Below are 13,498 nucleotides of genomic sequence, written 5' to 3'. Positions count from 1 at the left end.
CCAAACATAGGAAGTGGATATGGATGCACGGCTGCATCACTTACCGGGCTTACGCTACTTTGAGGTGGCTGCGAGATTAAATAGCTATAGTCGCGCTGCCGAAGAGCTATTCATCAGCCAAGCGGCTGTTAGTCAGAAGATTCGTCAGCTAGAAGACGGCTTAGGCTGTAAACTGTTTGTCCGTGAAGGCCGGGAAATGCGGTTAACAGAGCAAGGTAAAATCTTGTTTAAACATGTTTCTCAAGGTTTTGAAAACATCATCAGTGGCCTGAATCAAATCCAAAGTGAACCCGTTGAAGGCTTGCTGTGTGTCAGCTCCACCCCTTCTTTCGCTTCTCGCTGGCTACTGCCGAGACTGTGGAAATTTTCTACTCAGCACCCAAACATCCCGATTCGTATCATCACCAGTTGTGATGCGCCAAACCTAAAACAAGGCGACGCTGACCTTGCGGTATGGCAGGGGGAAGAACTCGATATCAACAGTGACCAAAAGCTGCATAAAGAGTTTCTATTTGAGGAAACTATCTATCCCTTCTGCTCACCCAATTTAGCCAAAACTATCCAACTTACCAGCCCTGAACAGCTACTCAATACCTGGCTTATTCACTATGAGTCTGGTGGTTACCCTTGGCAAATCTGGTTCGCTCAAGCGGGCGTAACGATGAATAAAGAGTCCGTGCAATGGATGGATGTCAGCACCTTTGATCACGCAATGAATGCCGTTATGGCCGGTCATGGCGCTTGCCTTGCTTCCGATTCGTTAGCAAGCGACTACGTTGAAAGAGGGCTACTGATTAAGCCGTTTGAGATAGGGATGACACCGGGTATTCAGTTCAACCTTTTCTATGACCATGAATCTCCTCGTCGACAACGTATCGCCGCATTTGCTAACTGGCTACACAGTGAAATTGCAGAGTAATCATCAGTACAAAACTACTTGTCCCAAAATCGACGAATACTCTCTTGATGAGCTTGCTCTTTCGTGAGCCCAAGATCATCGAGTAGATGCTCTGGCAGATTTTCTAACTGCTTACGAGTACGATAATTACGCCACCAGCGTTTAATTAGAGTTAAGATTTTTTTATCCCAAACTAAAGTATCAGATAGTTTCTGTTTGTAGCCATACTCTGAAGTTTCCATGGTTTCTCTCCTCTCTTGCATTTAATGACTAAATAATTAACCATGAACCTATCTTGCTCAAACGATACAAATTGACCTTCAGTTAAGGAAAACTAAAGTGAAAGATCGATTACCACCTTTGCAGGGTATCTATTACTTTTACACCGCTGCGAGGCTAGGCAGCTTCAAACTCGCGGCTCAGGAACTCTATGTCACCGCCGCAGCCATTAGTCAGCAGATACGCCAACTGGAAGACTTTTTAGGCGCAGAACTGTTCTTGAGGCAGCATCGTAAAGTCACGCTAACCATGGAGGGAGAGATACTCTATGAGCAGGCTCTACGAGGCTTTGAGCATCTTCATCGCGGTATTCGACAAATCAACCAAGATCCGAATCCTAACCAGCTTTCCATTTCGACATTGCCTTCCTTTGCCCAACACTGGCTTGTGCCAAGAATTGGCCACTTTAGGCAGCAAAACCCAGATCTTGAGTTGATGATTGAACCCACTAGCGAGCTGGCTGACTTTCAAAACTCTAATCTCGATTTGTGTATTCGATATGGACCTGGGGATTACCCAAACATCACTTCAGAGCTACTTATTGAAGAGCTGCTCTATCCCGTTTGTCATCCTATCTACCAAGAGCAACACGGCATATACGAACTCAGCGACCTAACAGGCGCGGACTTAATTGAAGATTATTGGCGAGACCTAGACTGGGGAATTTGGCTTAACAACGTGGGCCACAAAGCCTCTAAGCCGACACTGAAATACAATGGCTCCCACTTTGTATTAGAAGGTGCTTTAGCCGTTCAAGGCGTCGCGCTCGCCAAGCATACCTTAGCTCAACGCTATATTGATGAAGGGAAGCTAGTCAGGATCGGCAATCTAGCGCAGCGTACCGACTACAACTATTTCCTGTGTGCACCCCGCGCCTACTTTAAAAGAGAGAAAATCAAACGCTTCTGTGAGTGGATTTTTGCCCAAGCTAAGGAGTGCCAGAAACTCGATCATTTAGGTTTGGAGATCATCGATAGCCGCAGCCCGAGGTGAGCCAGAGCGGGAATTGGGAATTGGGAATTGGGAATTGGGAATTGGGATGATTTGCCATGCTGAGACTTTTTGCGTCAACCCTTTGTTTTTGTCATCCCCGAGAGCGAGAAACGAGTGAGTTGGGGATCTCTTGAAGCGAATTGGAGACTTGATGAGATTCCCTACTCGCTCCTTCGTCACTCTATGGAATGACCCAATTATTCTCATAGGGCAAAGCCCGCTCCCGTTTTCCACAGGGCGTAGCCCGTTCCAGCTATCCGAAAGCGCAGCGTTCCCGCATCTCGGAGGACCAAGTCCGTTCCCGCTCTCCATAGGGCGTAGCCCGTTCCCATAACAAAAAAAGCCCCAGTCTTTCGACTGGGGCTTTCAAAGCTATCTCGCTAACTTAAAGAATTACTTCTTCTCGTTACGCTCTTTAACTTCTGCGATTACTTGCTCAGCAACGTTTGCTGGACATGGTGCGTATTGACCGAACTCCATAGAGAACTGACCACGACCAGAAGTGATAGTACGTAGGTGGCCGATGTAACCGAACATTTCTGATAGAGGAACGTCAGCTTTAATACGAACGCCAGTAGTACCAGCTTGTTGGTCTTTGATCATACCACGACGACGGTTAAGGTCACCGATTACGTCACCAACGTTGTCTTCTGGAGTGAATACGTCAACTTTCATGATTGGCTCAAGAAGTTGTGCACCCGCTTTAGGCATAGACTGACGGAATGCGCCTTTAGCAGCGATTTCGTAAGCGATAGCTGAAGAGTCAACTGCGTGGAAACCACCGTCGAATAGTTCAACTTCTACGTCTAGAGTAGGGAAGCCAGCAAGAACACCAGTTTCCATCATAGATGCGAAACCTTTCTCAACTGCAGGCCAGAATTCTTTAGGTACGTTACCACCAACAACTGTTGAAGAGAACGTGAAGCCAGAGTTTGGCTCACCTGGGCGGATGCGGTAGTCGATCTTACCGAACTGACCAGAACCACCAGACTGCTTCTTGTGCGTGTAGCTATCTTCAACTGCTTGAGTGATAGTTTCACGGTAAGCTACCTGAGGAGCACCTACTTCAAGCTCAACGCCGTAAGTACGCTTAAGGATATCTACCTTGATGTCTAGGTGAAGTTCACCCATACCTTTCAGGATAGTTTCGCCAGACTCTTCGTCAGTCTCAACTTGGAAAGATGGATCTTCTGCAACCATCTTACCGATAGCAATACCCATCTTCTCTGAACCGCCTTTGTCTTTAGGAGTTACAGCGATAGAGATTACTGGTTCTGGGAAGATCATAGCTTCAAGAGTACATTCGTGCTTAGGATCACATAGAGTGTGACCAGTTTGAACGTTCTTCATACCAACGATAGCGATGATGTCACCAGCTTGTGCTTCAGTAAGTTCGTTACGCTCATCAGCTTGCATCTCACACATACGACCGATACGCTCAGTCTTACCAGTTGCTGAGTTAAGGATAGTGTCACCCTTCTTCAGACGGCCTGAGTAGATACGTACGAATGTTAGTGCACCAAAACGGTCATCCATGATTTTGAATGCTAGCGCTTTTAGTGGCTCATCTGGAGATACAGTTGCAACTTCGCCAGTTGGCTCACCAGTTTCTGGATCTGTTAGAGGCTGAGGATCAACTTCTGCTGGAGCTGGTAGGTAATCTACAACAGCGTCTAGGATAAGCTGCATACCTTTGTTTTTGAATGCAGAACCACAGAAAGTTGGGAAGAACGCTAGGTCACGAGTACCTTTACGGATACAAGCTTTTAGCTGCTCGATAGTTGGCTCTTCACCTTCCATGTAAGCTTCCATTAGGTCGTCGTCTTGCTCTACAGCAGTCTCAACTAGCTCTTCACGGTAAGCTTCTAGATCATCAACCATGTCCGCAGGAACATCTGTGATCTCGTAGTTTTCTGGAAGACCTGTGTCATCCCAAACGTAAGCTTGACGGTTTAGAACGTCTACAACACCAACGAAATCGTCTTCACGACCGATTGGCAGAGTCATTACTAGTGGGTTTGCACCAAGAACGTTTTTCACTTGATCAACTACGTTGAAGAAGTCTGCACCCATACGGTCTAGTTTGTTTACGAAGATCAGACGAGCAACTTCTGAATCGTTCGCGTAGCGCCAGTTAGTCTCTGACTGAGGCTCAACACCACCAGAACCACAGAATACACCGATACCACCGTCAAGAACTTTAAGTGAACGGTATACTTCTACTGTAAAGTCAACGTGTCCCGGAGTATCGATAACGTTTAGGCGGTGGCCATTCCACTCACAAGTTACGGCAGCAGACTGGATTGTGATACCACGCTCAGCTTCCTGCTCCATGAAGTCAGTTGTAGACTCACCGTCGTGTACTTCACCAGTTTTGTGGATTTTACCAGTAAGCTTAAGGATACGCTCAGTGGTGGTAGTTTTACCCGCATCAACGTGCGCGAAAATACCAATGTTTCTGTACTTTGATAAATCTGCCATTGTCTTACTCTGTTTATAAGGTATAAATTGCGCGCAGAGTATATCACAATCTGTCAAGACTGATACCCTTGCATGCGCTGTATGTAAAAAAAACTTTTCTCACCAATACTAGCAGTTAATCTGCCCTTTAATGGCAATTTTCAACGAATTGACGAAGTTTTTTCAGAATAAAAATGCTGCCTATAAACAATACAGGCAGCATATCTATCATTAAGGCTGTCCTTTAATTATCGAGGACAGATTTCCGATTCAGGGAAGAAGAATTCGATTTCGCGAGCCGCAGACTCAGGGCTATCAGAGCCGTGAACTGAGTTATGGCGCATGCTTAATGCGTAGTCAGCGCGAATAGTGCCACAAGCCGCTTCTTCTGGGTTAGTTTTACCCATTAACTCGCGGTAGCGAGCAATTGCGTTCTCACCTTCCAGTACTTGAACCATAATTGGGCCTGAAGTCATAAAGGCTTTCAAATCTTCAAAGAATGGTTTGCCTTCATGTTCAGCATAAAAGCCGCTCGCTTGTTCTTCAGTTAAACGCACCATTTTAGCAGCAATAACTTGCAGACCTGCTTTTTCAATACGGTGGTAGATTTCACCAATTAGATTACGTTCTACTGCATCGGGCTTAACAATAGAAAAAGTTCTTTCTAGAGTCATAGGGTATCCTTTCGTTATTTCTTAATATTATTAAAAGAGGCTCTACGGCCTCTTAGCTTATTTATTCGCTTGCTGTAGTAGCAGACCAGCTAGGCTACGTACGCCTACGCCAGTTGCACCTGCTGCCCACTTATCTGTCGCAGACTTACGATAAGTTGCTGCACAGTCAAAATGCAACCAACCTTTTTTGTAGTCTTCAACAAAGTAAGACAAGAATGCTGCCGCCGTACTTGCACCTGGTGAGTAGTCACCACTGCTGATGTTTGAAAGATCAGCAAAATTAGATGGCAACATCCCACGGTGGAAGTCAGCCAATGGCAGTGGCCATAAGCCTTCTTTTTCTTCGCGTGCCGCGTTCAGCGCTTGATGAGACAACTCATCGTCAAAGCTCATCAATGCGTGGTAATCATTACCTAGAGCATTTTTAGCAGCTCCAGTTAAGGTAGCGCAATCAATAATTAGCTCAGGGTTTTGCTCACTCGCATAAATTAGACCATCCGCAAGTACAAGACGACCTTCGGCATCGGTATTCATGATCTCTACCGTCTTACCGTTTTTATAGGTAATGATGTCACCAAGCTTAAGTGCGCGACCAGAAATCATGTTCTCAGCACAACAAAGGATTAGTTTCACACGCTTGTTCAAACCGCGCATGATCGCCAGACCTAAACCGCCGGTAATTGTACCTGAACCGCCCATATCCGCTTTCATTGCCGTCATAAAGCCAGACGGTTTGATGCTGTAACCACCAGAGTCGAAGGTGATCCCTTTACCCACTAGGCAAGCAAATACTGGTGCGTTCTCGTCGCCTGTTGGGTTGAAATCCAGTTGAAGCATGGCCGATGTACGCTCAGAGCCGCGGCCTACCGCAAAGATACCTTGCCAACCTTCAGCAAGAAGGTCTTTATCTTTTACGATACGCGCCTTCACTGTCCCTTCTGGTGCAACAGATTTGATGAATTCCGCCGCCATCGTCGCCAATTGACGCGGTGCGACTTCTTCTGCTGGCTTGTTGATAATGTCGCGAGTAAAGTCCGTCGCTTTAATGCGTGCAGTCAACTCAGCTTGATCTTGCTCTTCAAGCTCTTGCCATACGAATTGATTTTTCTTCTTTGGTCCACGGTAACCTTGATGGAAAGACCAAATACTCTCTAGATCCCATCCTTCCCCTTGTAAAGAAACGGAAGCGATACCTTGGCCATCTAACTTACGCGCAGCACGCTGAATTGCGCCTAAATCATGATTATCACCAAGATGGATTGTCGCACCTGATTCAGAGAAAGAAAGAATTGCGTTCTCACCCCAATGTGGCGCTGCAGCCTCTTGGCTTAGAAATACTGACATCTGTGTAGACATGGTTTCTCCTTGTCTGTACTGGCGCTGCCTACGCCTTTTTCTGTTCACTCAGGGATGTTAACACTTTAATGTGAAATTGATAAAAAAACGGGCCATAAGGCCCGTTTTTTTTAGTAAATTTTGTTAACTGCGATGGGTTTCCGTTTAAGGATTAATCCATTTCATCCATCCAGCACAAGATCACCGCTTCCAGAATCTTTTCATTAGATCGGTTCGGCTCATCATCAAACTCATCTAACTCAGTAATCCACTGATGAAGATCGGTAAAACGTACTGTTTTAGGATCTACCTCTGGAAACTTGTCGCATAGCTCGATCGCAATATCGCGTGAATCTGTCCATTTCATAACCAATTCCTTATGTAATTCTTGTTGCTCACATCTCTAGATGCAGGATACTCAAAATAATTGGAGTTGCAGCTAGGCAACAAGTAAGCTCATCCCTATGAGCATAGGTGTTCTATGTGATTAGGGGGAGCTTACGCAGTTAACAACGCTGCAGGTTCAAGTATGAAGAGTATTTAGTGATCTTCTGAAGCGTGATTCAGAGTATATTTTGGAATTTCTACCACAAGATCTTCGTCTGCGACTTTAGCCTGACAACCAAGGCGAGATTCTGGCTCAAGACCCCACGCTTTATCTAGCATGTCATCTTCAAGCTCGTCACTCTCTTCTAGTGAATCAAAACCTTCACGAATCACCACGTGACACGTCGTACAAGCGCACGACTTTTCACATGCGTGTTCAATGCCAATGCCATTTTTTAGCGCAACATCAAGAACGGTGTCACCACTGTTTGCTTCCAAAACCGCACCTTCTGGGCATAAATCTTCATGCGGTAATACAATAATCTTAGGCATAACTCTTTCTCTTAAATATCATTTACTGATTGACCTGACAAAGCAGCTCGAATTGATTTGTCCATGCGGCGAGAAGCAAACTCTTGGCTCGCCTTGTCAGTATCTTTGATACCTTGTTCTATCGCGTCAGCGTTGTCACCATTGCGCAGCTCAATCAAAGACTCAATCGCTTTAAGCAGTTCACCACGTTCTGATTCAGACAATAGCTCATCACCATCTGCTTGCATTGCTGCAATCAAACCTTCGATAACGCGATCGGCTTCAACGCGTTGTTCTGCTAGTGCTCTAGCATTCATGTCTTCTTTAGCGTACGTCATCGAATCGCGCAGCATGTTAGCGACTTCATCATCACTCAAACCATAAGATGGCTTAACCTGAATCTCAGACTGAACACCAGTACTCTTTTCCATCGCTGTTACAGACAGTAGGCCATCTGCATCGACTTGATAGGTCACGCGGATATGCGCTGCCCCCGCCGCCATCGGTGGGATACCTTTGAGTGAGAAACGCGCTAGAGAGCGACAGTCATCAACCATTTCACGTTCACCTTGAACAACATGAACGCTCATTGCCGTTTGACCATCTTTAAACGTGGTAAATTCTTGAGCTCGCGCAACTGGAATTGTCGTGTTGCGTGGGACGATCTTCTCAACCAATCCGCCCATGGTTTCGATACCAAGGGATAGAGGAATAACGTCGAGTAGTAGCATTTCAGAGTCAGGCTTGTTACCCGCTAAAATATCGGCTTGAATACCAGCGCCAATCGCCACTACTTCATCCGGGTTAATGCTGGTTAGCGGCTTACGACCAAAGAAGTCACCCACCATTTCTCTTACAAGCAGCGTACGTGTAGAACCGCCTACCATAACCGCTTCTAGCACATCTTCGGCGTCAACTTGTGCGTCTTTCAATGCACGGCGACAAGACATCAAAGTCTTCTTAACGAGTGGGCGAATCAAGTCTTCAAACTCATCGCGAGAAACGCTACCTTGCCAACCTAGAACATCAACCTCTACGGAATCTTTATCTGAGAAAGCAATTTTAGTCGCACTAGCTACATTCAAAACTGTGCGCATCTGCGTTGCGGTTAAAGTCTCTGTGTTACCCGATTTTTCAAGCAGGTAGTCAGCCAGTAGGTGGTCAAAATCGTCACCACCAAGTGCAGAATCGCCACCCGTTGCCAGTACTTCAAACACGCCTTTAGATAGACGTAGGATAGAGATATCAAACGTACCGCCACCCAAATCGTATACGGCAATTACACCTTCTTGACCAGAGTCTAGTCCGTATGCAATCGCAGCCGCTGTCGGCTCATTAAGCAGTCTTAATACATGCAAACCTGCGAGCTTAGCCGCATCTTTGGTTCCAGCACGCTGAGCGTCATCAAAGTAAGCAGGAACAGTAATGACCACACCCGCTAACTCTCCACCTAGTGTTTTCTCAGCACGCTGACCTAGCGACTTCAGAATTTCAGCGGATACTTCAATCGGGTTTTTATCCCCACTTGCCGTTTGCAGTACCGGCAGGCCGTTGTCACTCGCTTTAAACTGGTAAGGAAGATTTGGATAGCGCGCTTGAATATCTTCTAGTGAACGGCCTAACAGTCGCTTCACTGAGATAATGGTATTGGCTGGATCAACTTCTGCTTTATCTTTCGCTGCATAACCAACTTCGGGAGTCTCTCCTGAGTAGTTAACAACAGAAGGTAAGATGCTTTGACCTTGCTCATCTTGCAATGTTGCCGCGTCGCCACTTCGAACTGAAGCCACCAGTGAGTTAGTCGTACCTAAGTCAATGCCAGCTGCAAGTTTATGCTCATGTGGAGCCGAGCTTTGACCCGGTTCTGCAATTTGAAGTAATGCCATGGGTGGTCCTTGTATTGCACTAGCCGAAGAGTTTGTCTTCCACTAGTTCGATTTCGTTCTGTAGTTTGGCAATAAATTTAAGCTTACGAACTCGGTCAGCCGCTTGCTGCCAGTCCGTTTGATTTAAATCTTGCTCGGTCGCAGTCAGTTGCTGCTTAAACATTTTGCTCACTTTGCTTTCAAAGTCGAACAACGCACCTTCTGCATCGGAGCTTGAAGAGATATCTTCTAGTTCTTCACGCAACTCCATTTGCTCCATTAAGAACATAGGATCTTGCATCGTTTGCTGTTCGCCCCGAATCTCTACGCCATTCTCAGACAAGATGTATTCTGCTCTTGAGATAGGGTTCTTCAGAACTTGGTAGGCGTCGTTGATCTCGGCAGCTTTTTGCACCGCCATTAAACGGTCACGTTCAGATGCAGTCGCAAAGTTATCAGGATGAAACTGTTTTTGAAGTTCACGGAATTGTGAAGAAAGAAGGCTACCATCCAGATTAAACTGACTTGGTAGCCCAAATAATTCAAAGTAATTCATGGAGAATTCTATCCTTGGTAATAAACCTGTGAGCCTAAACCCACAGGCCTTATCAATTACACGTTGAAGCTTTCACCACAACCACATTCGCTCTTAGCATTCGGGTTATTGAATTCAAACCCTTCGTTGAGGCCTTCTTTAACGTAATCCAATTCAGTGCCGTCTAAGTACACTAGGCTCTTTTGGTCAATGATGACCTTTACGCCTTCATGCTCGAATACTGAATCTTCTTCGTTTAGCTCATCAACGAATTCAAGTACATATGCCATACCAGAACACCCGGTCGTTTTCACACCCAAGCGTAAACCGATACCTTTGCCTCGGTTTTCTAGGAATGTTCTAACGCGACTTGCCGCGGTTTCTGTCATTGTAATGGCCATACTGCACCTTAGTTTGTCTATTTCGCGAATGAAATGGGGGTTCTGGTCCCCATTATATACAGATTACTTATTCTTGGTGTTTTTTCTTGTAGTCAGCAACCGCTGCTTTGATTGCGTCTTCAGCAAGAATTGAGCAGTGAACTTTTACTGGTGGAAGCTCTAGCTCTTCAGCGATTTCAGCATTTTTAATTGCTGCTGCTTCATCAATGCTCTTGCCTTTTACCCACTCAGTTACAAGTGAGCTTGATGCGATCGCACTACCACAACCGTAAGTTTTAAACTTCGCGTCTTCGATAATACCTTCTGGTGTTACCTTGATCTGAAGTTTCATTACGTCACCACACGCAGGAGCACCAACCATGCCGCTACCTACTGCTGGATCTTCTTTATCAAATGAACCAACGTTACGTGGGTTCTCGTAGTGATCAATTACTTTTTCGCTATATGCCATGATATTTACCTCGAATCCTCTATTTCTATCCTTGGAATGACTGAATCAGTATTAGTGGTGTGCCCACTCAACTGTACTTAGGTCAATTCCTTCTTTGTACATATCCCATAGAGGAGACATGTCACGCAGTTTAATCACTGCTGTACGAATTTGTTCGATTGCGTAGTCGATCTCTGCTTCAGTCGTTGCACGACCAAATGAGAAACGAACTGAACTGTGAGCTAGCTCGTCATCCAAACCTAGAGCACGTAGAACGTATGAAGGCTCTAGACTTGCTGAAGTACAAGCACTACCTGAAGAAACCGCTAGATCTTTTAGCGACATCAGTAGTGATTCACCTTCAACGAAAGCAAAGCTGATATTTAGGTTGTGAGGTACACGCTGCTCAAGGTCACCGTTGATCGTGACTGCTTCAAGATCTTTAACGCCATCAAGAAGACGAGTACGTAGAGCTAGAGCATGATCGAAGTCTTTCTGCATCTCTTCTTTCGCGATGCGGAACGCTTCACCCATACCCACGATTTGGTGAGTCGCTAGAGTACCTGAACGGAAACCACGTTCGTGACCACCACCGTGCATTTGTGCTTCTAGACGAATACGTGGCTTACGACGTACGTATAGTGCGCCAATACCTTTAGGACCGTATACTTTGTGCGCTGACATAGAGATCAGGTCGACTTTCATCTCTTGAACGTCGATAGGTAGCTTACCTGCTGATTGAGCGGCATCTACGTGGAAAACAATCTTACGCTCACGACACATTTCGCCGATTGAAGAGATATCTTGGATAACACCGATCTCGTTGTTTACGTGCATGATAGACACAAGAACGGTATCTTCGCGCATTGCAGCTTCAAGCTTCTTAAGATCGATAAGACCGTTAGACTCTGGCTCAAGGTAAGTGACTTCAAACCCTTCACGTTCTAGTTGACGGCATGGGTCAAGAACTGCTTTGTGCTCTGTTTTGCAAGTGATTACGTGCTTGCCTTTCTTCGAATAGAAGCGCGCTGCACCTTTAATCGCTAGGTTGTCTGACTCAGTTGCGCCAGAAGTGAATACGATTTCACGCGGGTCTGCATTTAATAGGTCTGCAATCTGCTCACGAGCGGTATCTACTGCTTCTTCTGCCTGCCAGCCGTAACGGTGCGAACGAGACGCTGGGTTGCCAAACGTACCGTCCATAGTCATGTACTGAACCATTTTTTCAGCTACACGAGGATCAACAGGACAGGTCGCTGAATAATCTAAATAAATAGGCAGTTTCATTTTCTACTCCAATGTAACAGGCAAACCGCTTATGAGCGGACGTTTACACCGATGGGCGCGGTGTTTGTATTTTTAGTAGCGAACCCATGATTAACGGCAAGATCAATATCTTGTCGATCTGAAATTTCTAGTACTTCATTGTCTTTCATCAACTCACCTAGAGTGATGTTATTCAAGAAGTCACTGATACGTGAACTTAGGTCACGCCACAGTGTGTGCGTAAGGCAACGAGAACCACCTTGGCAATCTCCTTTACCATTACATTTTGTTGCATCCACTGACTCATCTACCGCGGCAATGACAGTACCGATTGCGATTGAATGAGCGTCTTCACCGAGGCGGTAACCGCCACCAGGACCACGTACACTAGCTACGAGGCCAGCTTTACGTAACTTAGAAAAAAGCTGCTCTAAGTAAGACAAAGAGATACCTTGACGCTCTGAAATATCAGCCAGAGGTACAGGGTTCTGTTGCGAATGCAGAGCCACATCTAACATGGCTGTCACTGCGTATCTTCCTTTAGATGTAAGTCTCATATAACACCATATCCACACCGTTTATGTGGTATGAATTGTCACATACCTGACTAAAATGGTCAAGTATTTAATTGACTAATTTAGTCAGGTATTTAACCATTAAATTGTGGTGGTTATTTTTGCTGAGAGATACGCTTCTCAATTGAAGTTAAGATACCGCGCAGAATATTAAGCTCTTGTGATTCGGGCCTAGCTCGATTAAACAATCTACGTAGCTTATTCATTACCTTGCCAGGCTGATCTTCACTGATAAATTGGGTCTCTTGAGCCACTTTTTCAAGGTGTGAGAAAAATAATTCTAATTCTTTGTGCCTTGGGTACTCAGCCGACTCTTGTGGTTCATATTGGCTTTGCTCACGCTCTAAGTAAGCCATTCGTACTTCGTAACTCAATGTCTGAACCGCCATCGCCAAATTCAGCGAACTGTATTCAGGATTCGCAGGGATACATACGTGATAATGGCAAGTTTGTAGCTCTTCGTTAGTCAGCCCGGTGCGCTCTCGTCCAAAGACTAAAGCCACTGGTGCAGATTGACCTTCTTCAACAAACTTCTGGCCGCATTCACGCGGCTCAAGCATCGGCCACTCTAGAGTACGTGAGCGAGCACTAGAACCGACGACTAATGCGCAATCGGCTACCGCTTCAGTCAAAGTCGATACAACTTGAGCATTCTGAGCGATATCTGCCGCGCCTGCCGCTAACGCTAGGGTTTGTTCATCAACGCTACACTGAGGATCGACGAGCACTAGGTTGGATAACCCCATAACCTTCATTGCACGGGCTGCTGAGCCAATATTCCCTGAGTGAGAAGTGCCGACAAGGACGACTTTTACGTTGTTAAGCATTGATGATTTCCGAACACAAAATTTGAGCTGCAAGATAGTACCATATACCTGAGTAAAATGGTCAGACCCTTTCTACTAATAAAACTAAAAGTGCAAAAATTA

The 13,498-nt window shown here is 45.6% G+C and carries 15 protein-coding genes; 2 read left to right on the top strand and 13 right to left on the bottom strand.

Annotated features, from left to right (window positions below; translation table 11 throughout):
• The first annotated feature begins 19 nt into the window (after nucleotides 1-19).
• Nucleotides 20-919, top strand: a complete 900-nt coding sequence (locus LYZ37_RS02900; protein WP_272786371.1) for a LysR substrate-binding domain-containing protein — start codon at nucleotides 20-22, stop codon at nucleotides 917-919.
• 14 nt (nucleotides 920-933) lie between these two features.
• Here the strand turns inward: LYZ37_RS02900 and LYZ37_RS02895 are convergent, their stop codons facing one another.
• Nucleotides 934-1,140 carry a DUF1127 domain-containing protein gene (locus tag LYZ37_RS02895; protein ID WP_272786370.1) on the bottom strand — a complete coding sequence of 69 codons (207 nt, stop codon included), beginning with the start codon at nucleotides 1,138-1,140 and terminating at the stop codon, nucleotides 934-936.
• Between the two features lie 97 nt (nucleotides 1,141-1,237).
• On the opposite strand from LYZ37_RS02895, the gene LYZ37_RS02890 reads away from it, so the two are divergent.
• Entirely contained in the window at nucleotides 1,238-2,170 is a 933-nt protein-coding gene (locus tag LYZ37_RS02890; protein ID WP_272786369.1) for a LysR substrate-binding domain-containing protein, read from the top strand.
• A gap of 393 nt (nucleotides 2,171-2,563) precedes the next feature.
• Here LYZ37_RS02890 and fusA read toward each other — a convergent pair whose 3' ends face one another.
• From fusA to trmJ, 12 genes are all read right to left on the bottom strand, one after another.
• Complete coding sequence (fusA, locus tag LYZ37_RS02885) at nucleotides 2,564-4,651, bottom strand: elongation factor G (RefSeq protein WP_272786368.1); 2,088 nt, start codon at nucleotides 4,649-4,651, stop codon at nucleotides 2,564-2,566.
• Between the two features lie 227 nt (nucleotides 4,652-4,878).
• On the bottom strand, nucleotides 4,879-5,304 hold the full coding sequence (gene ndk / locus LYZ37_RS02880; RefSeq protein WP_004747808.1) for a nucleoside-diphosphate kinase: 426 nt from the start codon (nucleotides 5,302-5,304) through the stop codon (nucleotides 4,879-4,881).
• 57 nt (nucleotides 5,305-5,361) lie between these two features.
• Complete coding sequence (gene pepB / locus LYZ37_RS02875; RefSeq protein ID WP_272786366.1) at nucleotides 5,362-6,660, bottom strand: aminopeptidase PepB; 1,299 nt, start codon at nucleotides 6,658-6,660, stop codon at nucleotides 5,362-5,364.
• Between the two features lie 151 nt (nucleotides 6,661-6,811).
• The gene (iscX, locus tag LYZ37_RS02870) at nucleotides 6,812-7,006 is read right to left on the bottom strand and encodes a Fe-S cluster assembly protein IscX (protein WP_038197960.1); all 195 of its coding nucleotides are present in this window, start codon (nucleotides 7,004-7,006) and stop codon (nucleotides 6,812-6,814) included.
• A 173-nt stretch (nucleotides 7,007-7,179) separates the two neighbouring features.
• The gene (gene fdx, locus LYZ37_RS02865) at nucleotides 7,180-7,518 is read right to left on the bottom strand and encodes an ISC system 2Fe-2S type ferredoxin (RefSeq protein WP_004747803.1); all 339 of its coding nucleotides are present in this window, start codon (nucleotides 7,516-7,518) and stop codon (nucleotides 7,180-7,182) included.
• 11 nt (nucleotides 7,519-7,529) lie between these two features.
• Complete coding sequence (hscA, locus tag LYZ37_RS02860; protein ID WP_272786365.1) at nucleotides 7,530-9,383, bottom strand: Fe-S protein assembly chaperone HscA; 1,854 nt, start codon at nucleotides 9,381-9,383, stop codon at nucleotides 7,530-7,532.
• Between the two features lie 19 nt (nucleotides 9,384-9,402).
• Nucleotides 9,403-9,918, bottom strand: a complete 516-nt coding sequence (hscB, locus tag LYZ37_RS02855) for a co-chaperone HscB (protein WP_272786364.1) — start codon at nucleotides 9,916-9,918, stop codon at nucleotides 9,403-9,405.
• Between the two features lie 56 nt (nucleotides 9,919-9,974).
• Complete coding sequence (iscA, locus tag LYZ37_RS02850) at nucleotides 9,975-10,298, bottom strand: iron-sulfur cluster assembly protein IscA (protein WP_004747799.1); 324 nt, start codon at nucleotides 10,296-10,298, stop codon at nucleotides 9,975-9,977.
• 67 nt (nucleotides 10,299-10,365) lie between these two features.
• Complete coding sequence (gene iscU / locus LYZ37_RS02845) at nucleotides 10,366-10,749, bottom strand: Fe-S cluster assembly scaffold IscU (protein ID WP_004412993.1); 384 nt, start codon at nucleotides 10,747-10,749, stop codon at nucleotides 10,366-10,368.
• A 51-nt stretch (nucleotides 10,750-10,800) separates the two neighbouring features.
• Entirely contained in the window at nucleotides 10,801-12,015 is a 1,215-nt protein-coding gene (locus LYZ37_RS02840) for an IscS subfamily cysteine desulfurase (protein WP_004747796.1), read from the bottom strand.
• A 29-nt stretch (nucleotides 12,016-12,044) separates the two neighbouring features.
• On the bottom strand, nucleotides 12,045-12,551 hold the full coding sequence (gene iscR, locus LYZ37_RS02835) for a Fe-S cluster assembly transcriptional regulator IscR (protein ID WP_004747795.1): 507 nt from the start codon (nucleotides 12,549-12,551) through the stop codon (nucleotides 12,045-12,047).
• Nucleotides 12,552-12,664: 113 nt separating this feature from the next.
• Entirely contained in the window at nucleotides 12,665-13,396 is a 732-nt protein-coding gene (gene trmJ, locus LYZ37_RS02830) for a tRNA (cytosine(32)/uridine(32)-2'-O)-methyltransferase TrmJ (RefSeq protein ID WP_171322084.1), read from the bottom strand.
• Nucleotides 13,397-13,498: the final 102 nt, after the last annotated feature.

The sequence above is a fragment of the Vibrio tubiashii genome (genome assembly GCF_028551255.1).
Taxonomy (GTDB): Bacteria; Pseudomonadota; Gammaproteobacteria; order Enterobacterales; family Vibrionaceae; genus Vibrio; species Vibrio tubiashii_B.
The sequence above is the reverse complement of the archived record's forward strand: the minus strand, read 5'-3'. Positions and strand labels throughout refer to the sequence as shown.